This is a genomic window from Myxococcales bacterium (genome assembly GCA_016703425.1).
In the GTDB taxonomy this organism is placed as follows: Bacteria; Myxococcota_A; Polyangia; order Polyangiales; family Polyangiaceae; genus JADJCA01.
Window position 1 is genome coordinate 249,123 of sequence record JADJCA010000031.1, and the last position, 22,609, is coordinate 271,731.

General features: G+C 68.9%; 18 protein-coding genes. 12 read left to right on the forward strand and 6 right to left on the reverse strand.

Annotated elements, in window-relative coordinates; translation table 11 throughout:
• Nucleotides 1–9: 9 nt before the first annotated feature.
• The 7 genes from IPG50_39490 (at nt 10) to IPG50_39520 (ending at nt 10,889) form a co-directional block, all read left to right on the forward strand.
• Nucleotides 10–981, forward strand: a complete 972-nt coding sequence (locus tag IPG50_39490; protein ID MBK6698225.1) for a DUF58 domain-containing protein — start codon at nt 10–12, stop codon at nt 979–981.
• Entirely contained in the window at nt 978–2,009 is a 1,032-nt protein-coding gene (locus tag IPG50_39495; GenBank protein ID MBK6698226.1) for a hypothetical protein, read from the forward strand. The genes IPG50_39490 and IPG50_39495 overlap by 4 nt, the downstream gene beginning before the upstream one ends.
• Nucleotides 2,006–3,163 (forward strand): VWA domain-containing protein, encoded by a 1,158-nt coding sequence (locus tag IPG50_39500; protein MBK6698227.1) that lies wholly within the window; start codon nt 2,006–2,008, stop codon nt 3,161–3,163. Before IPG50_39495 ends, IPG50_39500 begins: the two co-directional genes overlap by 4 nt.
• Before the next feature lie 32 nt (nt 3,164–3,195).
• A complete protein-coding gene (locus IPG50_39505; protein MBK6698228.1) occupies nt 3,196–4,287 on the forward strand; it encodes a VWA domain-containing protein in 1,092 nt (363 codons plus the stop codon).
• Nucleotides 4,284–5,246, forward strand: a complete 963-nt coding sequence (locus IPG50_39510) for a tetratricopeptide repeat protein (GenBank protein ID MBK6698229.1) — start codon at nt 4,284–4,286, stop codon at nt 5,244–5,246. Before IPG50_39505 ends, IPG50_39510 begins: the two co-directional genes overlap by 4 nt.
• Nucleotides 5,243–7,954, forward strand: a complete 2,712-nt coding sequence (locus tag IPG50_39515) for a BatD family protein (GenBank protein ID MBK6698230.1) — start codon at nt 5,243–5,245, stop codon at nt 7,952–7,954. Before IPG50_39510 ends, IPG50_39515 begins: the two co-directional genes overlap by 4 nt.
• A gap of 67 nt (nt 7,955–8,021) precedes the next feature.
• Nucleotides 8,022–10,889, forward strand: a complete 2,868-nt coding sequence (locus tag IPG50_39520) for a hypothetical protein (GenBank protein ID MBK6698231.1) — start codon at nt 8,022–8,024, stop codon at nt 10,887–10,889.
• A 27-nt stretch (nt 10,890–10,916) separates the two neighbouring features.
• Here IPG50_39520 and IPG50_39525 read toward each other — a convergent pair whose 3' ends face one another.
• Both IPG50_39525 and pilB read right to left on the reverse strand, forming a co-directional pair.
• Nucleotides 10,917–12,029 carry a type IV pilus twitching motility protein PilT gene (locus IPG50_39525; protein MBK6698232.1) on the reverse strand — a complete coding sequence of 371 codons (1,113 nt, stop codon included), beginning with the start codon at nt 12,027–12,029 and terminating at the stop codon, nt 10,917–10,919.
• 48 nt (nt 12,030–12,077) lie between these two features.
• Nucleotides 12,078–13,787: a type IV-A pilus assembly ATPase PilB gene (pilB, locus tag IPG50_39530; GenBank protein ID MBK6698233.1), complete on the reverse strand. Its 1,710-nt coding sequence runs from the start codon at nt 13,785–13,787 to the stop codon at nt 12,078–12,080.
• Between the two features lie 240 nt (nt 13,788–14,027).
• On the opposite strand from pilB, the gene IPG50_39535 reads away from it, so the two are divergent.
• Together IPG50_39535 and IPG50_39540 are read left to right on the forward strand one after the other, a co-directional pair.
• Nucleotides 14,028–15,119 (forward strand): FHA domain-containing protein, encoded by a 1,092-nt coding sequence (locus tag IPG50_39535; protein ID MBK6698234.1) that lies wholly within the window; start codon nt 14,028–14,030, stop codon nt 15,117–15,119.
• Nucleotides 15,116–16,330: a serine/threonine protein kinase gene (locus tag IPG50_39540; GenBank protein MBK6698235.1), complete on the forward strand. Its 1,215-nt coding sequence runs from the start codon at nt 15,116–15,118 to the stop codon at nt 16,328–16,330. Before IPG50_39535 ends, IPG50_39540 begins: the two co-directional genes overlap by 4 nt.
• Nucleotides 16,331–16,504: 174 nt before the next feature.
• On the opposite strand, the gene IPG50_39545 is transcribed toward IPG50_39540, so the two are convergent.
• Nucleotides 16,505–17,761: a DUF882 domain-containing protein gene (locus tag IPG50_39545; GenBank protein ID MBK6698236.1), complete on the reverse strand. Its 1,257-nt coding sequence runs from the start codon at nt 17,759–17,761 to the stop codon at nt 16,505–16,507.
• Nucleotides 17,762–17,858: 97 nt separating this feature from the next.
• Between IPG50_39545 and IPG50_39550 the strand changes: the two genes are divergently transcribed.
• From IPG50_39550 to IPG50_39560, 3 genes are read left to right on the forward strand one after another with little or no spacing between them, the layout of a single operon-like run.
• Nucleotides 17,859–18,302, forward strand: coding sequence for a hypothetical protein (locus IPG50_39550; protein ID MBK6698237.1), 444 nt, complete (start codon nt 17,859–17,861; stop codon nt 18,300–18,302).
• Nucleotides 18,302–18,760, forward strand: a complete 459-nt coding sequence (locus IPG50_39555) for a D-tyrosyl-tRNA(Tyr) deacylase (GenBank protein MBK6698238.1) — start codon at nt 18,302–18,304, stop codon at nt 18,758–18,760. The genes IPG50_39550 and IPG50_39555 overlap by 1 nt, the downstream gene beginning before the upstream one ends.
• Nucleotides 18,757–19,212, forward strand: coding sequence for a hypothetical protein (locus IPG50_39560; protein ID MBK6698239.1), 456 nt, complete (start codon nt 18,757–18,759; stop codon nt 19,210–19,212). Before IPG50_39555 ends, IPG50_39560 begins: the two co-directional genes overlap by 4 nt.
• 9 nt (nt 19,213–19,221) lie before the next feature.
• Here the strand turns inward: IPG50_39560 and pdxA are convergent, their stop codons facing one another.
• The 3 genes from pdxA to tldD all read right to left on the reverse strand — a co-directional run bounded on the left by pdxA (nt 19,222) and on the right by tldD (nt 22,564).
• Nucleotides 19,222–20,262 (reverse strand): 4-hydroxythreonine-4-phosphate dehydrogenase PdxA, encoded by a 1,041-nt coding sequence (gene pdxA / locus IPG50_39565; protein ID MBK6698240.1) that lies wholly within the window; start codon nt 20,260–20,262, stop codon nt 19,222–19,224.
• Nucleotides 20,237–20,689 carry a winged helix-turn-helix transcriptional regulator gene (locus IPG50_39570; protein MBK6698241.1) on the reverse strand — a complete coding sequence of 151 codons (453 nt, stop codon included), beginning with the start codon at nt 20,687–20,689 and terminating at the stop codon, nt 20,237–20,239. The genes pdxA and IPG50_39570 overlap by 26 nt, the downstream gene beginning before the upstream one ends.
• A 426-nt stretch (nt 20,690–21,115) precedes the next feature.
• Nucleotides 21,116–22,564: a metalloprotease TldD gene (tldD, locus tag IPG50_39575; GenBank protein MBK6698242.1), complete on the reverse strand. Its 1,449-nt coding sequence runs from the start codon at nt 22,562–22,564 to the stop codon at nt 21,116–21,118.
• Nucleotides 22,565–22,609 lie beyond the last annotated feature (45 nt).

Below are 22,609 nucleotides of genomic sequence, written 5' to 3' on the forward strand. Positions count from 1 at the left end.
GGTCTTCTGATGATCCCGAAGGAGCTGCTCGCCCAGCTACGATCCATCGAGATCCACACCGCTCGTCTTGCGAACGAGAACCTCACGGGCAACTACGCCTCGAGCTTCAAGGGTCAAGGGCTCGCGTTCCGCGAGGTGCGCCCCTATCAGCGCGGCGACGACGTTCGCACCATCGACTGGAACGTCTCGGCGCGCATGAACGAGCCGTTCGTGAAGGTCTTCTCGGAAGAGCGAGAGATGACGGTGATGCTCGTCGTCGACATGTCGGCGAGCGAACGTTTTGGCTCGAAGCGCGCCGACAAGGCGCGCGTCGCGTCAGAGGTCTCCGCGCTCGTCGCCTTCAGCGCCATTCACAACGGGGACCGCGTCGGTCTCATCTTGTCGACTGACAAGGTCGAACGAATGGTGCCCCCGAAACGTGGCGAGAAGCACGTGATGCGCGTGGTCCGTGAGATCTTGGGCTTCGACGTCGCGGGGAGCGGAGAGACCGAAGGCATTCCCGCGGTGCACAAGGAGCGGAGGGCCGCGCGCCGTCACGCGGTCGATGTCGGCCACGTGCCGCTTGGGGCACGAACGGATCTCTCGTCGGCTCTTGAAGCGCTCGTTCGCGTAGCGCGCCGCCGCAGCGTCGCCTTCCTCATCAGCGACTTCTTTGCCGAGGGCTACGAGCAGGCGCTGGCGCTGGCGGCCTTGAAGCACGACCTCATCGCCGTCGTGTTGACCGACGTCCGCGACACCGAGATGCCCGACGTCGGCCTCGCGACCTTCGAAGATCTCGAAACGGGCATGAGCGTCGTCGTCGACACGAGCGACGCCCGAGTACGCGCGGCCTACGCGGCCGAGATGCGCAAGCTCGTCGAGCGTCGCAACCAGACGATTCGCCGACTCGGCATCGACTCGGTCGAAATTCGCACCGACGGCGTGCCGGTGAAGCCACTCCGCGAGCTCTTCCAAAGGCGCGCACGAAGGGCCGCGCGATGACGACCTGTGCGGACGCCGTCCCCGAGGGCGCGACGCGCCCGCTCCTCAAGGACTCGCTGCCGGACCGGGGCACGAGCGGTCACGAGGCCGTGCTCCGCATCAAGGTCGAACACGGCAAAGGCGAGGTCGTCGTCACCGGCTCGCTCCGGACGGAGGCGGCGGACAAGGCCCTCGCCGACCTTCGCGCGGCGGGTTTTGCGCTACCCGACCAAGATGGCGGAGCGCCCATCCGCGTTGGCACCGCGTCGTTCGACGCCGCGAGGGACCGCTCCGAGACGCTCGTAGAGATCCCGCTCGTCCTCTTGCCTCCAGCACCAGGCCGCGCCGCGTTGGTGCTTCCGCCGCTGCCGGTCTCCATCGCGCGAGCCAGCGGCGAGCTGATGACGGTCTGCACGGCGCCGCATCCGATCATCGTCGAGGATCCCATTGCCAACGTCGCCGAAGCCAAGCCGCAACCGAACCCGGCGCCCTTGCCGCAACGGGAAGACTTCACGGCGCTCCGCATCTTCCTCTTCGTGCTCGCCGTCATCGTCGTCGTCGCCGCCATCGCCGCCTACGTGGCCACGCGTTTGGCGAAGCGCGCCCGGTTGCAGGCACCGCCCCCGCCGCGACGTCCTCCGTGGGAATCCGCCCTCGCCCATTTCGCCGAACTCAAGGCCAGTGGCCTCTTGGAGCGCGGGCAGCGCCGCGAATACGTGGACCGCGTCAGCGACGTCCTGCGTGAGTACTTGGGCGCGCGCTACGGCTTCGAGGGCATCGAGTCGACGACGGCAGAGATTCGGCACTCGTTGACTTTGCTCCGGATGGACTCGATCCCCATCCCTGAGATCGACCGGCTCCTCGAGACCACTGACCTCGTCAAGTTCGCCAACGTTCTGCCACCGCCCGACGACTGCGTCCGGATGTTGGACGTCGCGGAGGCCATCGTGCGGTCCACGATGATGGCGCCCATGCCCGCGCCCGCGCCACCGCGGGCCGCGGCACACACGAGCTCGCCACCTACGCCGCCGGGGAGCCACGCGCGATGAAGGCGCCGACGTCCACCTCGCATCGAGCTGCCCTCGCGCTGCGCATCCTTGGGGTCATCGGCGGGACGTCGGGGTTCTTGTTGCTCGGCGCGGCGGTTCCCGTCGTCGCGCGCGGCGCCGACTGGCAGTCGCTCCGCTTCGCCAACCCGCTGTGGCTCCTTCTGCTGGTCGCGATTCCCTTTGCGCTCTACGCGGCGACCCTCGGCGCCGAGCAGCGGAGCCCACGCCTACGCGTCCCACTCCTCTTGCCCCTCCTTGCGGGGCCGCGAGGGCTTCGGGCTCGCCTCCGCGACGTTCCTGGCATGGTGCGTGCGGCCGCGCTGATCTTTGCCATCGTCGCGCTCGCCCGCCCGCAGAACCTCGAGCGCGTCGACACCGCCGACGAGCTCGGCATCGACATCGCCATCGTGCTCGACCTCTCGGGCTCGATGCGCGCCGTCATGGACGGAACGCCGGCGACGCAGAAAGGCGCCAAGCGCCCGACGCGCCTCTCGACCGCCAAGGACGTCATCCTCGATTTCATCGCCAAGCGGAAGACCGATCGCATCGGCGTCGTCGTCTTCGGCAAGGCCGCCTATGTGCTTTCGCCGCCGACGCTCGACTACTCGCTCTTGTCGACGCTCGTCTCGCGCATGGAGCTCGACCTCATCGATGGGAATGGAACCGCCATCGGCGACGCGGTGGGCGCCGGGGTCGCGCGGCTCCGGCGCTCGACGGCTCGCTCGAAGGTCGCCATCCTGCTCACCGACGGCGACTCGAACGCCGGCTCCGTGTCGCCGGAGTATGCGGCGGAGCTCGCCTCGAAGCATGGCGTACTCATCTACACCGTGCAGATCGGAAACGGCGACGACGTCGAGGTCGAGGAGGGCTCGGACCTCTTCGGTCAGCCGCGGTACGTGCGACGTCGCTACCCTGTGAACCCGGCGCTCCTCAAGAAGATGAGCACCGACACGGGCGGCGAGTCGTTCGTGGCCAACGATCGCAAGGGCCTTGAAGAGAGCATGCACGCGATCCTGAATCGTCTTGAGAAGACGCGCATCGAAGCCGCGCAGACGAACACCGAGGAGCTCTTTCCGTTCTTCCTCTGGCCCGCCGCGCTCCTCGTGGTCTTCGAGGCCGCGCTCCGGGCGCTCGTCCTCCGGAGGTTCCCGTGAGGTTCGGTCACGATCTCCTGTCGTTTCCGTGGATTCTCCTCCCTCTCGTGGCGGTGCTGCTGGTGGCCGGTCTCATCGCGGCGCTCGTGCTTGCCTCCGTCCGGCGAACGCGCGCCGAGCGCCGCTTCGGGGAGCCGGCCCTCGTCTCGAAGCTCGTCACTTTCGACGCCGCGGGACGCCGCGCCGCCAAGGGCGCGCTTCTGGTTCTCGCCATGGCCCTCGTGCTGTTCGCGGTGGCGCGTCCTCAATACGGACGGGGCACGCGACTCATTCCCGCTCGAGCGCTCGACGTCATCGTGGTCCTGGACTTCTCCAAGAGCATGTACGCCCGCGACGTAGCGCCGAGTCGCATCGTGCGCGCCAAAGCCGAGGTGAGCCGTTTGGTCACGTCACTTCCCGGCGCGCGCTTCGGCGCCGTCGCCTTCGCTGGCGAGCCCATCAGCTTCCCGCTCACGGGCGACGGCGCGGCCATCGCACAGTTCTTCCGACAGCTCGAGCCTAACGACATGCCCGTCGGCGGCACGGCGACGGCCCGCGCCATCGAGCGAGCGCGCGAGATCCTCGCCCGCGACACGCGCGCGAAGGGACACGCGCGCGTTATCGTGCTGGTGACCGATGGCGAAGATCTCGAGGGCGATCCGGTCGTCGCCGCGCGCGCCGCGGCGGCCGATGGCACGCGCGTCGACGTGGTGCAGATCGGCGGGCGGGCCCCCGAAGTGATCCCCGACGTCGGCCCCGATGGTCGCGTCGTCGGCCCGCGACGCGACGAGAGCGGCAAGCCTCTCGTCACGCAGCTTTCGGCGGCCGGCGAGGCGCAGCTCGAGTCCATCGCTCGGGAGGGAGGCGGCGTTCTCATTCGCGCCGAGCGTGGTCAAACGGGCATCGACAAGATCGCGCGCAATCTGTCACGTTCCGTGAAGGAAGAGCTCTCGGAGCGCGTCGAGACGGTCTACGGCGAGGCCTACACGACGCCGCTCGCCTTGGCGCTGCTCCTGCTGCTGGCGGAGGTCGTGATCTTCGAGACGCCTCGCCGCCGGCGCTCGCCGCGAAGCGACGACGGGAAGAAGAAGCCCGCGCCGCCGGTTGACGCGCCTGTGCAGCCACGCGCGGAGGTCACGTCGTGAGCCGGCGTCATCGGCAGCTCGTCGCCGTCGGCACGGCCATCGTGACCTTGGGCCTCGTGGCTTGCTCGCGTTGGGATCCGAGCGCGCCCTTCGAGCGCGACTCACCGACGGTTCAGCGCGCCATCGAGTCGTACGACGCGGGTGATGCGCGCGCCGCAACGGAAGGGCTCGCCAAGTACCTCGGGACCGGCGTGTGCAACGAGGGCGCCATCGGCACGCCGCCCTTGCTCCTCGAGCGGCGCGAGGCGACCTTCGACTTGAGCCTCGCCCTCTTCGCCATCGCCGAACAGTTCGGCGGGCGTCTCGACGAGACTGGCGTCAGGCCCCGCGACAACGTGCCCAAGCCGTTTGGTGAAGCCACGTCGTGCGCGAGCCTCGTGCTCCGGGCCGTCATCGACGGCAAGGACACGAGCGTGATGCTTCGGGCACGTGCGCACTACCTCCAGGGCAATCTCCATTTCTTCGCTGAAAACTACGCCGAGGCCGTGAAGAGCTACGAGCAGGCGCTTTTGCTCGTGCCCGGAGTGCCGGATGGAGGCGACTCCATCGGCCGCGACGCCGCGTGGAACCGCGCCGTCGCGCTGCGTCGCATCGAGGAGAAGAAGGACGCCGGCCCCCCTGGTGACGCCGACGGCGGCGGCGGCGCGCCGGAGGCGGGCGGCAAGGACGGCGGCAGCGACGCAGGCAATGACAGCGGCGGCTCGTCCAAGGACGGTGGCGGCGGAAAAGACAGCGGCTCGGGGCAAGGCGGCGACGCCGGCGGCAAGGACGAGAACGAGGAGCCAAAGCCCCCGGAAAGCGACGGAGGGAGCTCGGGAGCGCCCGAGAAGCCGGAGCCAACGACCGCTACGCCCGACGAGCGTGTGCTCGACGCCCTCGAGCGAGCGCCCCTCTTGCAGCACGAGCTCTCGCGACGCGCGGCGCAGAGTCGAAAAGTGCGAGGCTCGGCTGACAAATGAAGCCCGCGTCGACGCGCCGGACCGTCTTCGCCTTCCTTCGATGGATGAACGTCGTGGCGTGCCTTTTGGTGTCGCCCTGGGCTCTCGCCGGCCCCGAGCTTCGCGCCGAGCTCAGCCAAGACATCGTCGGCCTTGGGAGCCCCGTGCGCCTGTCGTTGATGGCAAGCTCCGACGGCGCGGCCGTCGAGCAGGCCGAGCCGGGCGCTCCGGCGAGCGTGCGCGCGGAGAAAGTCACCGAGAGGCCCACCCACTCGATCCGCATCGTCAACGGCGTCAAGTCGGAGAAGCGTGGCCTGACGGTCGAGTGGACTCTCACACCGGAGAAGCTGGGCACCAAGACGATTCGTCCCAGCGCGATGGTCGCTGGACTCCGCGTCTCGGCGAAACCGCTCACGCTGCGCGTCGTCCCGCCCAGCAAGGCGCCGCCGCCGCCGCCCCCCCGACGCCAGCCGCTCGATCCCTTCGGCGATCCGTTCAAGGACTTCAAGGATCCCTTCAAGGGGCTCATGGACGACTTTGACGCCGACGACTTCATGCGGGGCGGACGACCGATGTTCCGAAGCGATCCGTCGCTCGCGTTCGTGACGGCGCCGCGCGGGAAGCTCGAGTTCCTTCACGCTCGCGTCGACAAGCCCAAGGCTGTGGTCGGCGAACAGCTCACCTACTCCGTCTATCTCTTCGTCGACGCTGAGCAACAAGAGCCGCGCTACGACGACGTGCACGAGGCCGGGACCAAGGACTTCCTCCGCATCCCCGTCTTGCCCGAAGAGCTGGCGCCCAAGGCCCTCGGACACACGACCCTCGAGGGGCACCTCTACACCGTCAAGCTCCTGCGGCGACACGCGCTCTTTCCGTTGCGAAGCGGACGGTTGACGATTCAACCGATGCATTTGCGCGTGGCGAACGGACGCTCCACGCCGAGCCCCAGGGAGAGCGAGCGGCTGACGATCGACGTCACCGAGCCACCGGCCACCGGCAGGCCACCGGGCTACGCACTCGGGGACGTGGGGCGCATGCGCCTCTCGGCCACGGTGACGCCGCGGGAGACCGAGGTCGGCGGCGTCGTCACCGTCGAGGTCACACTGGAAGGCACCGGCAATCTCCCGGGCGCCCTCGTGCCTCCACCGCGCAAGGCCGTCGAGTGGCTGCCGCCGGAGCAACGCGCCGCTGTCGCCGCGAACGCCGAGGGCGTCGTGGGCGGCTCGCGGACGTTCACGTGGGTTGTCCGCGCGCGCGAGCCGGGCCAGGTCGATCTCGGCGAAATTTCGTTGCCGTTCTTCGACGCCGAGGCGGGAAAATACGAGACCGCGCGCGCCGCCCTCGGGGCGTTGACCATCCGCGGCGCGGCGTCGAAGGACGATGCGCCGCGAGCGCTCTTGGAGGGGCTGCCGAAGCCTCTGACGTCAGGCGCGCCCGCGAGCGCGGGGCACGCCGGCTCGCGGCGCGGCCTCTTCTACTCGTTGTGGCTCGGCCCGCCGGCCTTGGGGCTCGTCGTCGCCGGGGCGCTTCGCGCGCGAAGGCGCCTCACGGCCCACCGTGAAGCGACCAAGGATGACCCGAAAACGCGCGAGCGCGCAGCCCGCGCCGAGGTCGATCGTGCGCTGAAGGATGGCGACGCCCGCGCTGCCGATGCGGCCATGCGGCGCCAAGTGGAGTTGGCCCTTGAGCTGCGTACCGGCACGCGCCTCGCAGGCGTAGACCTCGACCGCTTCGAGTCGACGTTGGCCGCGGGCGGCGTCGACGCGCAGGCGGCGAAGACCATCGTAGCGCTGCTCCGGGAAGCCGAGGTCGCGCGCTTTTCGCCGGGCGGTGCCTCAGCGGAGGCGACCGCGGAGCGCATCAGGGCGCTGCGCTCCCTCGTCGAGGGCCTACCGCGAGCGCGGACCAGCGGCGGTCCGGGGCCAGTGGCGGTGTCGGTCTTGCTTTTGGCCCTCGTGACTCCCGCGTCGGCGAGAGCGGAGGCCGTGAGGGCGGAGGGCTTCGACGCTGCCGCAAAGGCCCTCGACCAGGGAAAGCCCGAGATCGCCATTTCGGAGCTCGAGAAGCTCGCCGATCGCGGCGTCGTGGATGCGAACGCGAGCTTCAATCGCGGGCTCGCCTACGCCGAACGTGTTCGCCTCGGCGGCGCCCAACCGGGCGATCTGGGACGAGCCATCCACGGCTTCGAGGAGGCCCGACGACTCACGACCGACGCGACCGTTCGCGCCAGCGCGCGTGACGCCATCCAGGTCGTTCGCGCGGAAATCGCCCGGCAGCGTGCGCGCGCCGAGGCCGTCGAGCTCGAGAGTCGCTCCTTCGGCGAAACCCTCGTTGGGCTCTTCGAAGAACGCACCTGGGCGACGCTCGCGATCCTGTTGTCGCTCATGGCCACCGGGGCGGGCGCCGCGACGGCCCGGCGCAGCGGCCATAGCGACAGCGTCTCGCGACGATTCCGCATCGCCGGCGTCGTGCTGGTCTCGGCCTTCGTTCCGCTCTCGGTCGTGGCGGCGGCGTGCGCGCGCGAGCGCTCGGAAGCCGCGGCGCGCACCTGGGCCGTCGTCCTGAGCGGTGAGTCGACGGCCTTGACGCGTGGACGGCAGGGCGGGCCCATCCCTGAGGGCGCCATCGTCGAGGTCCTCGGGACCGATGGGGGCCGAACGGCCATTCGATTCGGTGGCGACCGCACCACGATGCCGCGACCGAACCTCAGGTTTTTAGCCACCCGGTAGGGTCGCACCGAAACACCGGTTTCAAGGTGATTCCTGCGCGAATGCGATACACTTCGAGCCCTTCCGCATGTCGGCCCCTGTCACCGAGCTTTCCCTCCGCTGGAAGCGTGACCCCGACGCGGCTAACACGGTCGCGCTGGCGAACGCTGTGCGTGGGCCCCTCTATGCCACCCTGATTCAGGAAGTCGGAGCCTTCGCCACCCACAAGCTCGGGAGCGACCTCACGGTTTTGCTGGCGGTGGCGCGCATGTACATGAGCGCGCAGCTCCACGCCGACGCGCAGACCCTGCTGGTGACCGCAGGCCGCGTCGCGCCGCGCGAGCCGCTCGTCTATCGGCTCCTCGGTGAAGTCCTTCTGCGCCGCGGCGACGCGGACCGCGCGGAGAAGGTCTTGGAGCGCGCCATGCAGCTCGGCGCGACGGACGCGGCGACGCGCCTCTGGCTCGACCGCGCGCGCGTGTACAAGGCGATGCAGGGCAAGCTCGGCCCGCGCGCCGTCGCGGCGGAAGTTGAGCGGAGCGAGCCGGCGGCTTCCAGCGAGATCGGCGAGCGGGTCGAACCCGCGAGCGAGCCCACAATGCCGGTCGCAGAGCGCGATCCGCAGGCCCTGCGACTCGATTCCAGCGATGTGCTGGACGACGATCCGCCGACCTCCGTTCGCCTCCCGCCGGTCGCGCAGCGAACGGCCGCCATGAGGCCTCCGTCTGGCCCCGCCACCGCGGCGCTCCCGGTGCGGCCCGGCTCGCTGCCGCCGCCTCCGGTGCGCCGAGGCCCACCACCGTCGCTCGCCACCGGCGACAACCTCGTTCGAAGCGCGCCCCCTGCGGCGGGACGTACCCCCGACGGCATGCCCAAGGCGCCCGCCGCGTTCATGTTCGACGAGCCGCTCGCGGGCCCCGGGCCCGGTGTCGAGGAGTCGCTCACGTTCGACCTCGCGATGGGGCCTCGCAAAGATCGCGGCGCAGCCTTCGAGTCGCCCACGACGACGACGCGCACCGCCGCACCGCCAAAACCTCGCGAGCTGCTCGACGCCTTGGCGCTGACGGGCGTCTTCGAACGCAGCCACGACCCAAACGCGAAGGCTGAATGGACGAAGCCCCCGCGCGCCGGGAGCAAGCGCGGAACCTGGCTCCTCGCCGTCGCCACGGTCCTCTTCGTCGGTGGCGCGGCCTTCACCTATCGATACGTCGAGCAGCAGCGCACCATGCGCAAGGCAGCCGCCGAGGCGCTCATGGCGGAGATCGAGAATGGCTTGCTGGACGGCCGTCCGTCGCGCTTGCCGGACCTCGAAAAATCCTTCGCGAAGGCCTTCGAGCTCGATTCGCGCTCACCGCGCGCGGCGCTCGCCTGGGCGCGCGAGCGCGCCATGGTCGGAGTCTTGCGCGGCGGTCAGGACGTGACCTTTGAGGATGCCACCTCGCGGGCCCGCGCCGTGGGCATCCCCGACCGCGACTTAGCGTTCACGCAGCTCGCGTCTTACCTCTTCCAGAACGACAACGCGGGCGCAGTCTCCCTCTTGGCGAAACACGACGAGGCGTCGAAGAAGGATCCGTATTACGAGCTGCTCGCGGGCGTTTGCCTCGAACGACTCGGCGACGCGAGGGCGCGCGAGCGCTACTCGGCGGCCGTCAAACTCGCCCCGGAGCTCGTCCCGGCGCAAGTGGCCCTCATTCGCTACGAGATCGTCGAGGGCGAGCGGGGACGGGCGGCCGAGCTCGTGGCGCAGTTTCGCGCCCGTCACCAGGACCGACCGGAAGGCGTCGCCTTGGCAGCGCTGCTTTGGGCGAGAGACCCATCCAAACCCAAGGTGCCCCCGGAAGTGGTCGCCCTCGGCTCCATCACCGAGGCGCTCCCGCTCACGCTACTCGCCGTTCCGCACGCCGTCGCCGCCCGCGTTGCCCTCGAGAAGCCGGCCCTCCCGGAAGCTCGTGACGCCATCAAGAAGGGGCTCGCGGCCAGCGACGGTCCGGGCGTGGCGAGTTGGCTCGGCTTCCTCGCCTTGGAAGCGGAGGACGACGCGCTCGCGCGCAAAGGGGCGCTCACGGCCGTCGCATATTCGGCGCTCTACCCGCGAGCGCGCGTGCTGGCGGCGCGCGTCGCGCTTCAAGGCGGTCGCCTCGACGAAGCCCTCAAGGCTACCGAGGAGCTCGACGCTAGCTCCGTCGACGTCGCCGTGGCGCGCGCCGTGGTGAGCTACGAACGCGCCGACGCCGACGGCTTGGCGAGGGCCCGCGAGGCGCTGCCGGCGGACCGGCGCGCGCTACCCGGGCTCTCGGCGGTGACGCTCGCGCAAGGTGCGCTCGCAGGTCGTGCCGATCTGCCGGCGGCGAAGATCGTCGCGCGCGCCACCGCCGAGGATCTGTGGAGCGACATTGTCGCCATGGACGTGGCGCTCGACACGGGCAACCTCGACGCAGCCTCCGCCATCGGCAACCGCTGGCTCGCGCAGACCAGCGCCGACAAGGTTCCCGCGCTGCGGGCCCTGCGCCTCGCGCGGCTCGCGCGTTACCAGGCGCGGCTCGACGACGCGGAAGCGCTGAGCCTGTTGGCGCTGAGCGGCGCGACGCCGACCCTGCGCTCGATCACCGAACGCGCATTTGTGCTGGCCGCGCGTGGCCACGCCGCCGACGTAGGCCCGATGTTGGGCAAGGCGGGCCCCGCGGCGGGTCCCCTCGCCAGCTGGCTCGGCGCCTTCGCCGTCGCCACGAGTGGGAAGGTCGATGAAGCGAGGGGCCGCGCCGCGAGCCTCGAGCCAGCACCCGAGTCGTCGCCGGCGCCGATGCGCATCCCCATCGCCGCTGCGCTCGGCGCCATGAAGGACAAGAAGCGCGGGGGGCCTTTTGTGGAACCACTCCTCAAGCAGGGCCTGATGAACCCCGACGTCGTCACGGCGGCGCAAGCGCTCGGCCTCAAGGGCGCGCCGAAAGCCAAGTAGCCGCGGCGCGCACTCAGACGCCGACGCCTACTTTCGCAACGTGCCCATAGCCGTGCGCCCCTCGATCATCATCTTGAGCTCGTCGACCTCGGCGGAGCGACTCAGCGCTTCCTCGACGGAGATCATGCGCCGCGAGTAGAGCGAGTAGAGCGACTGGTTGAGCGTCTGCATGCCCGAGGTGCCCTGGCCGACCTGCATGACGGAGTAGACCTGGTGAACCTTGTCCTCGCGGATGAGGTTTCGAATGGCCGCGTTGGGGATCATGACCTCCAGCGCCAGGGCGCGCCCCGGTTGGCCCATGCGCGGGATCAGCTGCTGGCTCAATACGCCCTGAAGGACGAAGGACAGCTTTGTCCGGACCTGCTGCTGCTGGTGCGGCGGAAACACGTCGATGACGCGGTTGACGGTCGAGATGCAGCTGTTGGTGTGGAGCGTCGCGAAGACGAGGTGACCCGTCTCGCTGATGGTCATGGCGGCCTCGATGGTCTCGAGGTCACGCATTTCTCCGATGAGCACCACGTCCGGGTCCTGCCGGAGGACGTACTTCAGGGCGACCTTGAAGGACTCGGTATCGGCGCCGACCTCACGCTGATTCACCACGCTCAGCTTGTGGTGGTGCATGTACTCGATAGGGTCCTCGATGGTCATGATGTGAAGGCGCTGCTCGCTGTTGATCTTGTCGATCATGGAGGCGAGCGTCGTTGACTTCCCGGAGCCCGTCGGACCGGTCACGAGGACGAGGCCGCTGGGCTTGTTGGACAGGTCGGAGACCACCTGCGGGAGGCCCAGCTCATCGAAGGTGAGGATCTTGAAGGGAATGGTGCGGAAGGCGCCCGCCACCGTGTCGCGTTGCGTGAAGACGTTGGCGCGGAAGCGAGAGAGGCCCTTCACAGCGAAGGAGAGGTCGATCTCGTTGTGCTTCTCGAAGGTCGTCTTCTGCTCCTCCGTGAGGCTCTCGTAGCAGAGTTGTTTCGTGTCCTGGCCCGAGAGCGGCGGCAGCTTCAGCGGCACGACGGAGCCATCGATGCGCAGGAGCGGCGGCGCCCCCGTCGTGATGTGCATGTCGCTCGCGCCCTTCTCGATCATGGCCTTGAGCAGCTGGTGGAGGTTGACCTTGAGCTGGCTCTGCGGTTCCGACATGGCGAGTTCTCCGTGAGAAAGGACGGCGCTGGTTCAGGTCACGAGGCGTCAATCGGCCATGGTCACACGGACGATCTCTTCCGTGGTCGTCGTCCCCTCGAGGACCTTCTTGATGCCGCTCATGCGCAGCGATGACATGCCGCCCTTGATGGCGGCGAGCTTGAGCTCGGCGGTGGGCGCCCCCTGGAGGACCATCTGCTTCAAGTCGTCGCCGAAGCGCATGACCTCGTAGAGTGCGACGCGGCCCTTGTACCCGGTGCCGTTGCACGTCTTGCAGCCGGTCCCCTTCATGAGCTTCGACGGCGCCTCGGCGATCTGCTCTTCCGTGAAGCCGATGTCGCGCAGCGTCTTGATGTCGACCTCGTGCGGCGCCGGGCAGTCCTTGCAGATCTTCCGGGCGAGGCGCTGCGCCAACACGAGGTTCACGCTCGCTGTAATGAGGAAGGGCTCGATGCCCATGTTGAGCAGACGAGAGATCGTCGCTGGCGCGTCGTTGGTGTGGAGCGTCGAGAGCACCATGTGGCCGGTGAGCGCGGCCTTGACGGCAATTTCACCGGTTTCGAAGTCTCGAATCTCGCCGACCATGATGACGTCGGGGTCCTGCCGCAGGAACGCGCGGAGCGACATGGCGAAGTTGAGACCGATGTCGTCGTGCATCTGCACCTGGTTGATGCCGTGGAGGTTGTACTCGACGGGATCTTCCGCGGTGCTGATGTTGTGAGCGATCTTGTTGAGGTCCGAGAGCGCGGAGTAGAGCGTCGTCGTCTTTCCCGAACCGGTGGGCCCCGTGACGAGGACCATGCCCCACGGTTGGTGGATGGCCCACATGAAGTCTTCGAGCGGCTTCGGGTCGAAGCCGAGCTTGACCATGTCGAGCTGCAGGTTCCCCTTGTCGAGGAGGCGCATGACGATCTTCTCGCCCCAGAGCGTCGGAAGGACGCTGACGCGGAAGTCCATCTCTCGGCCCTTGCCGAGCTTCAGCTTGATACGACCGTCTTGCGGGAGCCGTCGCTCGGCAATGTCGAGCGACGACATGATCTTGAGACGGCTGACGATCGCGTTCTTGAGCTTGAGCGGCGGCGTCATCTCTTCCTGGAGGACGCCGTCGATGCGGTAGCGGACGCGGAGCTTCTTTTCGTAGGGTTCGATGTGAATGTCGCTGGCGCCCTTCTTGATGGCGTTCAGCAAGATCATGTTCACGAGCCGAACGACGGGAGCGTCTTCGCTCGCCTTCTCGAGCTCGAGGATGTTGAGGTCGCCCTCGTCCTCACCGGTGAACTCGATCTCGGTTTCGTCGAAACCGGCCATCACCTCGTCGTAGGAAGGGCCCGCGTTGTAATACTTCTCGATGGCGGCCGCGATGGCCGTCTCGCTGGCGATGACCGGGTCGATGTTGTAGCCCGTGAGGAACTTCAGGTCGTCGATGGCGTTGAGGTTCGTCGGATCCGCCATGGCGACGACGAGCGAGCCGCCGGCGCGCGAGATCGGGAGCACGCGGTGCTTCTCACACTGATCGCGGCTGACGAGCTTCAGGATCTCGGCGTCGACCTCGTACTCCTCAAGCTGAATCGTGGGAACGCGGTATTGCTGGGAGAGGAAGTTCGTGATCTCCCCGTCGGAGATGTACCCGAGCTTCTGCAGCGTGTAGCCGAGGTTTTGACCCGAGCGCTGCTGCTCCTCTTGAGCTTTGCGGAGCTGAGCAAGACTGATGAGCTTCTCGCGGACGAGGAGCTCGCCGAGGCGATTCTGGTTGGCCATGAGGTAGGCCGATCGTCTTGAAATCAATGGGACCCGTCAAGCGGCCGGTGAGGGCACCGCCCGCTTTGTCAGGCCGCTGCTCTCGTCTCCGCGGCCGCCGCCGTGCCGTGATACCGTCCCGTCGTTGGCCTTGGGGCCCGAGCGCAGCCGATTGTGGGCCTCCTTGACTTCCTCCTGGGCAACGAACGACGTGCTCGCACCGCGCGGCGGGCCGAGCTGGCCGGCGATCTCCCGCGTGCGGTGGAACTCTTCCTTGAGGCGGGACGACGAGACGACGCGGCTCGCGTGCTCCTTCTGCGCGTCGACGCGGAGCTTTCGCCGCAGACGCGCCTCATCCTCTTAGGCCGCGCCGTCGACGTCGCGCCTAAGGAGAGCGCCGTCGGCATCGAGGCAAGGCGACGCCGCGCGTTGCTCATCGTCGAGCTCGCCAAGAGCGGAGCCATCGCTGCAGCGTTGCGGCACGACGTGCGCGCCGCCGGTGAAGAGCTCCTCTCGCTCGGCGACGCGGCCGCCGCCGCCGTCGCCTTCGGGCTCGCCGACGACGAGGACGGGCGGGCGCGCGCCCTGGTCGCCGCTGGCGCCGTCGACGAGCTGGAGGAGCTCCTGGGAAAGGATGCCGACGCGGCGCGACGATCGCTGGACCGCCAGGGCGACGAGGCGCGCGTCCTATCGCTCGTAGCGAGCGGCGAGCGTCGGGAGGCGCTCCGCCTCGCCGAAGCGCTCGCGGGAAACGAGCCGGTCGACTCCGACGCCGCCGATCGGGCGCGCGCGCTGGCGGCTCGGCGGCTACTCGGCCCGACGGTCCGCGTCACCGTCGGCGAGGCCCCGGCGCGCAAGCTCGTTCTTGGCGATTCCGTTCGCGTCGGGCGCAACGAGGGCGAGATCTTGATCGCCCACGCGGCGGTGAGTCGAGTCCACCTGACACTCTTTCGCCGGGACGGCGTGGCCTTCGTCAAAGACAGCGGGAGTCGCAACGGCACGACGTTGCGCGGAGCGAGGCTCGGCGTCGAGCTCGCCATCCACGAGCGCATCGATCTCATGCTCGGCGGCGAGGTGCCACTCACGGTGTCGAGTTCGCCTCGCGGTGACGCGCCGACCATCATTCTAGAGATCGCCGGTGAGGTCTACGAGGCGCCCTTGGGGCCCTTTCGCGTGGGCATCGGTGACTGGGCGCTCGAGGTGGACTCGGACCGATGGCTGGTCTTGAAGCGCGGCGAGACGCCGGCCTACTTCGGGGAGGTCGCACTCGGGGCGGCCACCGAACTCTTGGCAGGCGACGGTGTTGCGGAGCATCGCGGTGAGAAGCCGTCGTTGCGCGTGGACCGCGCATGAGCCTTTGGCGACGGCTCTTCGGTCAGCCGCCGGAACGCGAGGCAGAGGCGCCCGGGCCCACCGCGAGCTCGTTGGATGCAACGCCGCGCGCGGCCGATCCCACAGAGGCGCAGCTGGCACGTCTCGGCCGACTTGGCGCGCCTGACGGCCCTGACGCCGCGGAGGCGTTGGCGATCTTTGCGCGACTCCGAACGACGCCGCGCGAGGGCGCGGCCCTCGCCGCTCTAGCCGACGCGGGTGCCCAAATCCCGTTGCCCGACGCGTTGGCGACAGCCGCCGCCAAGGCGAGCCTGGACCGCGGCGAGCTTCCCGCGGCGCGGCACTTTCTCCGTACGGCGACGAGTCCCGCTGCGCTCCTCCTCGCGGCCGATCTCGCCGAACAAGCCGGCGAGCCGGCGCTCGCGCTCGCGCTCACGGAACGCGTGCTGGCCCGCGACTTCGGCATGCCCGGCGCGAAGGAGCGGCACGCACGGCTGGCGCTGTCGCTGGGCCACGAGACCAAGACGGCCGCGACGGTGAGCCGCGATGTCACGGCGCTATCGGCGAGCGTCCGTACGCCCTACGTGCTCCGTCGTGAGCTGGCCCGTGGCGGTGCGGCGGCGGTCTACGAGGCGGAGGACCGAGAGCTCGGCCGCCGCATCGCCCTCAAGGTCTACCACGACGCGGCGTTCGGACGAGCGCAGCTCCTGCACGAGGCGCGCGTCGCGACCGAGCTGTCGCACCCGGGCGTCGTTCGCGTCTTCGATGTGGACGTGGCCGGCGGTTGGTTGGTGCTCGAGCTCTTCGACCGCGGCTCGCTCCGAGAGCGCCTTCGTGACGCTCCGGGAGACCTCGCTTGGCTCCCGGGCCTCTTGCGTGTGGTCTCCCACGTGCACGCCCACGGCTACGCGCATCTCGACGTCAAGCCCGGCAACGTGCTCGTTCGTGACCAAGGCGTCGTGTTGACCGACTTCGGAACGGCAAGGCGCCTCGGGGAACCGAGCCCACCGGGCAGCCTCGGCTACGTCTCGCCGGAGCGCCTCGCCGGGGCGCTCGCCAGCGTGGCCGACGACGTCTATGGAGTTGGACGCATGGTGGAAGACGCGCTGCGCTCCGGCGCCGACGCGACCGCGCGGTGGCGACGGCTCGCCGACGTCATGACGGGCCCCGCCGAGGCGCGGCCACGCGACCTTCTCGCGTTGGCGGAAGAGGTCGAGGAGGCTGGCGCCTAACCCAGCGCTCGACCGCTGGGGTTAGTACCCGGACACTCTGAAGTCGACGGGTTCGAGTAGGCCCGCGACGAGCGAGAGGCCTACTCGAACCGCCTCGTTTCCACAGGTTTGTGTTCCGGGAGTCTCGTTCTCGCTTTGCCGTACTCGACCCATCAAAATCGATGGGTCGAGGTACTAGTTCTCTTTAGAGTCGTCGGCGGACACGGTGAGCGCCGCGGCCGGTGCGTCGGCGGCGCGGTCGCTCGTCGTTTCGAGCGCTCCCAAGAGCTGCGCCGCCGCGCCCTTCATGTTGCGCTCCGTGGGCGAGGGCTCGGCGGTGCCATCGAGCTTCGCGATGGCGTCTTCGACGGCCTCCAGGAAGCGCGGCTTCTGGCCCTTCGGCGGCGGCCAGGCCTCGACGTAACGCGGGGACTCGCCGGGCCCGCTCGCGTCGATCCACGAGACGTGGCCGGTGCCGGCGGTGCGCACGTCCATGTGCACGAACGTGCTGTTCGGGTAGTAGCCGCAGCCCACGTCGTCGAGGGTCTTGCAGAAGGCCACGATGGCGGTGTTGTCGACGCCGTCGATGCGAAAGTCGAGGGCGCGACCGTTCGCGTGAAAGCTGCCTTCGGCGTTCGGGCGAAAGCCCGAGACGAGGTGGACCTTGATGGGCTTCTTCGCTGCCTGCGCTTGTTTGCCAAAGTGATCCACGACGAGCTGCATCTGTTCGACGAGGCGTCCATCGAGGCGGCGCACGCCCGGCGCGAGAACGTCGCCCTGCTTCTTCGCGAGCTCCGGCAACGTGAGGGCCGGACGCTCGGCGCCGGCCCGCGCGAGGACGGAGAGCCGCTCGGCGGCCAGCGGCGCGCCGCTTCCGTCGCAGCGCGTGAGAATGATCGCCTCCTCCTCCTTGCCGCGGACGAAGCTAACGGGAGGGCGCAGGCACGACGGCTTCATGGCGCCTTTGGCGGCCGGCTCGCGAACGAGCGGAGCTTCGGCGCGCAGCGGCGGGAGCGTGCGGCCGAGCTTCAAGCTTGCGGCGAGGCTAGCGGGAAGGCTTGCAGGAAGAGACGGCAGGTTCTCCGTGGGCTCCGCGTGATGCACCGGCTCAGCGTGCTTGGCGGCCCTCGCGTGCCCGACGACCTTGGCCACCTTCGCGGGCTCGCGCTTCTTGCCGTGGGCGGGCTTCGCCTTCCCAAGCTCGTGCTTGGCGAGCAGCGACGCGGGCACAGCCACGACCTTGCTCGCCTTCGCCTTCGCGGCTTTGGGGGTTCCGCCCTTCGTGCTCGGCTTCGTGCTCGCCTTGTTGCTTGCCTTCGCGCCGCGGTCGGCGCTTGCCACCGACGAGTCCTTCCCGTGCGTGGCGGCAGCGTCTGTCTTCGCCGGCGCTGCCGAGGCGACGGAAACGGAAAGGAGAAGGGTGGCGAGGACGCTGACGGCTCGAATCTTCATGGGAGAACCTCCGGCCACACCTACATGCGCCTACTCCCCCTCACCCGCCAAGTTTTCGGCATCAAAATTCGTCCGAGACGAGGTTAAGGTCGTCGCGATGAGCGATCGGCCCCCGCCTCTCTCCAAACGCGACTTTGAGGCTCGACTTCAGGCACTGCAGAGAGGAGCCGCCGGCAACGACAACGTCGGATGCGTCGCCATGGACCGATGCGAGCGCTGCACCGATTGCACCTTTTGCGCCTTGGGCCACGAGCTCCTCCGCTGCCACCACACCACGAACTGCGCACGGTGCACCGACTGCTCCAACTGCGCCGACTGCCGTTCGTGTGTACAGTGCACGCGTTGCGAAGCTTCCGAAAACTGCACGAAGAGCGCCTACCTGGTCCGCTCTTACGGCTGCTCGGGCTGCACGTATTGCTTCGGATGCGTGGGCCTCCGAGGTCGCGACTTTCACATTCTGAACGAGCCCTATGATCGAGAGAGCTACTTCCGAATCACGGCGGCGCTCTCGCGCGAGCTTGGTCTCGGCAAGGTCGTTTGATGCGGGCGGTGATCCAGCGCGTCAACTGGGCCCGCGTCGTCGTGGGCGGTGAGGTCACGGGCGCGATCGAGCGCGGCTTGCTCGTCTACCTCGGCATCGGCCGGGGCGATGGCGAGCGCGAACGTCGCTTCGTCGTCGACAAGCTCGTCAACCTCAGGATCTTTGAAAACGACGCGGGCAAGCTCGACAAGAGCGTCCTCGACCTCGGCGGCTCGGTGCTCATTGTTAGCCAGTTCACGCTCTACGCGGACGTGACGCGAGGCCGTCGCCCGGGCTTTGGTGCCGCCATGCGCTCCGAGGAGGCGGAGGCCGAATACGACGCCTTCGTGGCCCTCGCGCGGAGCGTCGTGCCGGTGGCGACGGGGCGGTTTCGCGCCGACATGGCCGTCTCCAGCGAGAACGCGGGGCCCATCACGATCTGGATCGACACGGCCAAATCTGGCGAAATGCTCCCGTGAGTTCCCTGCCTCCCGACGACCCGAACCACGTGGCAAAGCCCGTCGAGGCCATTTCGTCACCGGCCCTCGAGCCCGAATTGCCCGCGCCGGCGCGGCGCGATCCGGCGCCGGAGCCCGACGAGGACGTGGACGTCGGCCTTGAGGCCCTGTGGGCCAAGGTCCTGAGCGATTGGGCCGACGCCAAGCCTCACAACGCGGCGCTGGAGTACGCAGCGGCCCGTGAGCAATTGCCCGAGCTCGCGGGACGCTACCGTGCGCTCAAGGACGATCCGGACAAGGGCGCCTTCGCCAGGAAGCGGCTCGAGGCCATCGTGACGTTGGCCACGTCGATGCTGATGGCCACGGCATCGGCGCGTCCCGCGAGGCGCGTCCCCCCGGTCGTGACGGCGCTCGCCGTCGCCGTCTCGTTCGGTCTCATGTTCTGGCTCGCGCGCGCGCTCCTCGGGCGCTAGCGCGCGGCTTCACGAGTTCCCTACGAGCCTGCCGGCGAGCGCGAGCGCGGCCACCATGCCCGCCGCGTCGGCGATGCCCCGACCGGCGATGTCGTATCCGGTCCCGTGATCCACGCTCGTCCGCACGATGGGGAGGCCCAACGTGACGTTGACGGCATCGCCAAAGGCCAGGAGCTTCATCGGGATCGTCGCCTGGTCGTGGTACATCGCGACGACGCCTTCGTAGGCGCCGCTCGCGGCTCGACGAAACGCGGTCTCCGCGGGCACCGGCCCTGCGATGGCGCAGCGCGACGAAGCCACGACACGACGCGCCGCCCGAATCCCCGGCGCGAGCACCGTCGCTTCTTCGTGGCCGAGGAGGCCTCCCTCCCCCGCGTGAGGGTTCAGACTCGCCACGGCCACCCGGAGCGCGCGCCGCCGGTCGCGCGAGAGCCGCAGGAGGAATCGGCACAGGAGCACGGTGGCGCGTGTGACGCCCTTCGCGTCGATGGCGCGAGGCACCTTCGAGAGCGGCAGGTGCGTCGTCACGAGCGCCGTCGTAAGGCGTTCCGTCCAAAATGCCATGACGACGTGCGGCACGAGGAGGCGCCGTGCGAGGTGCTCCGTGTGGCCAAGAAAGCGAGCAGCGCCGCGCGCGCCCGAGCGCACGATCGCCTCTTTGCTGACGGGTCCCGTTATCAAAGCGTCGGCCCCCTTCGCGAAGACCAGGTCGCAGGCCGCGTCGATCCACGCGAGCTGCGCGGCGCCGCCGGCCTTCGTGGGCGAGCCCGGCGTCCGATCGCGCGACGCGAGCGTCTCCGTCGGTTGCCAAACGTAGAGCACCCCGCGCCGTCGCGGGCCGAAGGCCTCGTCTGGCTCGGCGACGCGTCGCACTTCGCGAGCCAGGCCGCGCGCCAAGGCTGCGCGCTCCACCACGGCCACGTCGCCCACGAGAAGAACGTTAGCCTTGGCCCCCGCGGCAGCGACGACGGACACCTCGGGGCCGATGCCCGACGGACAGCCGATGCTTACGACAAGCCGCGGCTCACTTCGCACGGGGTCCCGACGCATGGGGCACCCGCCGGAGCGTGCTGCCGGCGAGGACGACGGCCCGGGCCACGTGAGGACCTTCGCTGGAAGTGTCTCCGTAGTCCGCGTCCGACGGAGCCTCCGACGGCGTCCGCAACTTGTAACCAGCCCCCCGCACCGTCTCGAGTGGCAGCGCGTCGCCGAGCTTCGCGCGCAGGCGACGAACGTGGATGTCTACGGTCCGCGCGCCGCCTTCGTAGCGCGCGCCCCAAACGCGAGCGAGGAGCGCCTCGCGGGAAAACACACGCCCGCGATTGCCAACAAGAAACGCGAGCAAGGAGAACTCCCGCGCCGTGGTGACGACGGCGCGACCTTGCACGCGCACCTCGTGGGCCACGAGGTCCACGACGAGTTCGCCCATTTTCACGAGCTCCTCGCCTAGAAATTCGCTGGCTCGCCACTCGAGCATGCGCACGCGGGCGTAGAGCTCGGCAGCAAAATAAGGGACGACGATAAAGTCGTCGAAGCCGGCTCCGGGATCGAGCCGCGCGACCTGTCGCTCTGGCACAGCGACCAAGATGGGCGCCTCGCGGAGTCGCTCTTCGCGTCGCACGCCGCCGATGACGAGGGCCGCGATGTCGGGCCGGTTGCCGGCCTCGACGACGACAGCGCGGCAAGGTGCGTCGTCGTCGTCGTCACCGCAGCCCTCGAAGGGACCGAAGAGCTCCGCTGTCTGCACGCTCGCGCCGAGCCGAGCGAGCTCTTTCGCCGCGCCGTCTTCCGCCTCGAGCGACGCGCTGTCGCCCACGACAAGGATGAACTTCCGCGCGCGCGAGGGCGCGCTTCTGCCAATCGAGTTCGTGGAGGTGCGCCGTTCGGTCACGAGAGGTCTCTTCTAGCCGAGCTTGGTGCCGCCAACGGTGATGGCGGAGATCTTCACCGTGGGGCAGCCCACGCCTACGGGGACGCTCTGGCCGTCCTTGCCGCACGTCCAGATGCCGTCGGACACTTGCACGTCGTTGCCCAGCATCGTCACCTTGCGAAGCACGTCGGGGCCGTTGCCAATGAGCTGCACGCCCTTGAGCGGCGCGGTGATCTTTCCGTCTTCGACGAGGTACCCCTCGGTGAGGGAAAAGACGAAGTCGCCGTTCGAGATGTCGACCTGTCCGCCGCCGAACTTCTTGGCGAAGATGCCGCGCTTGACGGTCTTGATGATCTCCTCGGGGTCGTGGGGCCCGGCCATCAGGATGGTGTTGGTCATGCGCGGCATCGGCGCGCACGCGAAGCTCTCGCGGCGGCCGTTGCCCGTGGGGCGCACCTTGAAGTGTTTGGCGCTCAAACGGTCCTGCATGTAGGCCGCGAGCTTTCCCTTTTCGATGAGCACCGTGCTTGTTGGCTCGTTGCCCTCGTCGTCGACGTTGATGGAGCCGCGTGATTGGAGCAGCGTGGCGTCGTCGATGACGGTGCAGAGCTCGCTGGCGACGGGCTTGCCGATGGCGTCGCTGTAGTTGCTCGTACCTTTCCGGTTGAAGTCGGCCTCGAGGCCATGCCCCACGGCCTCGTGAAGCAGGATGCCGCTGTCGCCGGGCGCGAGGACGACCTCCATGGTGCCTGCCGGTGCCTCTTGCGCGTCGAGCATGCGCAGCGCCTGCTCAGCGGCGAGGCGCGCGTGCCCCTCCGGCGTGTGGCCCTCGAAGTAGCCCATCGTCGTGCGACCGCCACCGCCCGACGAGCCTTCCTGCCGCTTGCCGTCGCGCTCCGCGATGGTGCGGATGCCGAAGCGCACGAGCGGCTGGACGTCGTGGGCCATGGCGCCGTCGCTCGTGATGACGAGGATCTCGCGAATCTCCTCGGAGAACGAGGCCTCGACTTTGACGATGCGCGCATCGTTCTCGTGCGCCGCCTTGGCGGCGCGCTCGAGCAACAGACGCTTCTCCATGCCGGGCACATCAAGCGTGACGCGATCGAGCTCGTAGCGGCTCGGCAGGTCGCGCATCTTTCCGAGCACCGCGGTGTGACCGCCGCCGGAGGTTGCGATCTGGGCGGCCGTCTCCGCGGCCCGCTTCATGACGTCCCAGTCGAACTCCTCGACGTAGGCGTACCCGGTGGCGTCGCCCTTCACGACGCGCACCCCCATGCCCATGGAGACACCGCGGGACGCGCTCTTCAATATGCCCTCATCGAAGACCAGGCCGCCGGCGGCTCGGTACTCGAAGAAGAGATCGGCGTAGTCGCCGCCAGCTCCGAGCGCCACCGAGAGGAGCCTCTGGCCCAGTTCGGCGTCGATGGGGGCTGACCCGGAGGGGCCGAAAGGAGCGCGATAAAGGGCTGAATGGGTGGGCATCGAAGGCCGGAAGGCTAGCCGACTTCGCAAGGAAAGGCGCCAGGG

Coding starts and splice junctions, on each gene's coding strand:
- pdxA (MBK6698240.1), bottom strand. CDS start 20,262: ATGCGTCGGGACCCCGTGCGAAGTGAGCCGCGGCTTGTCGTAAGCATC.
- IPG50_39550 (MBK6698237.1), top strand. CDS start 17,859: ATGAGCGATCGGCCCCCGCCTCTCTCCAAACGCGACTTTGAGGCTCGA.
- IPG50_39570 (MBK6698241.1), bottom strand. CDS start 20,689: ATGCTCGAGTGGCGAGCCAGCGAATTTCTAGGCGAGGAGCTCGTGAAA.
- IPG50_39500 (MBK6698227.1), top strand. CDS start 2,006: ATGAAGGCGCCGACGTCCACCTCGCATCGAGCTGCCCTCGCGCTGCGC.
- IPG50_39520 (MBK6698231.1), top strand. CDS start 8,022: ATGTCGGCCCCTGTCACCGAGCTTTCCCTCCGCTGGAAGCGTGACCCC.
- IPG50_39555 (MBK6698238.1), top strand. CDS start 18,302: ATGCGGGCGGTGATCCAGCGCGTCAACTGGGCCCGCGTCGTCGTGGGC.
- IPG50_39545 (MBK6698236.1), bottom strand. CDS start 17,761: ATGAAGATTCGAGCCGTCAGCGTCCTCGCCACCCTTCTCCTTTCCGTT.
- tldD (MBK6698242.1), bottom strand. CDS start 22,564: ATGCCCACCCATTCAGCCCTTTATCGCGCTCCTTTCGGCCCCTCCGGG.
- IPG50_39490 (MBK6698225.1), top strand. CDS start 10: ATGATCCCGAAGGAGCTGCTCGCCCAGCTACGATCCATCGAGATCCAC.
- IPG50_39525 (MBK6698232.1), bottom strand. CDS start 12,029: ATGTCGGAACCGCAGAGCCAGCTCAAGGTCAACCTCCACCAGCTGCTC.
- IPG50_39495 (MBK6698226.1), top strand. CDS start 978: ATGACGACCTGTGCGGACGCCGTCCCCGAGGGCGCGACGCGCCCGCTC.
- pilB (MBK6698233.1), bottom strand. CDS start 13,787: ATGGCCAACCAGAATCGCCTCGGCGAGCTCCTCGTCCGCGAGAAGCTC.
- IPG50_39515 (MBK6698230.1), top strand. CDS start 5,243: ATGAAGCCCGCGTCGACGCGCCGGACCGTCTTCGCCTTCCTTCGATGG.
- IPG50_39540 (MBK6698235.1), top strand. CDS start 15,116: ATGAGCCTTTGGCGACGGCTCTTCGGTCAGCCGCCGGAACGCGAGGCA.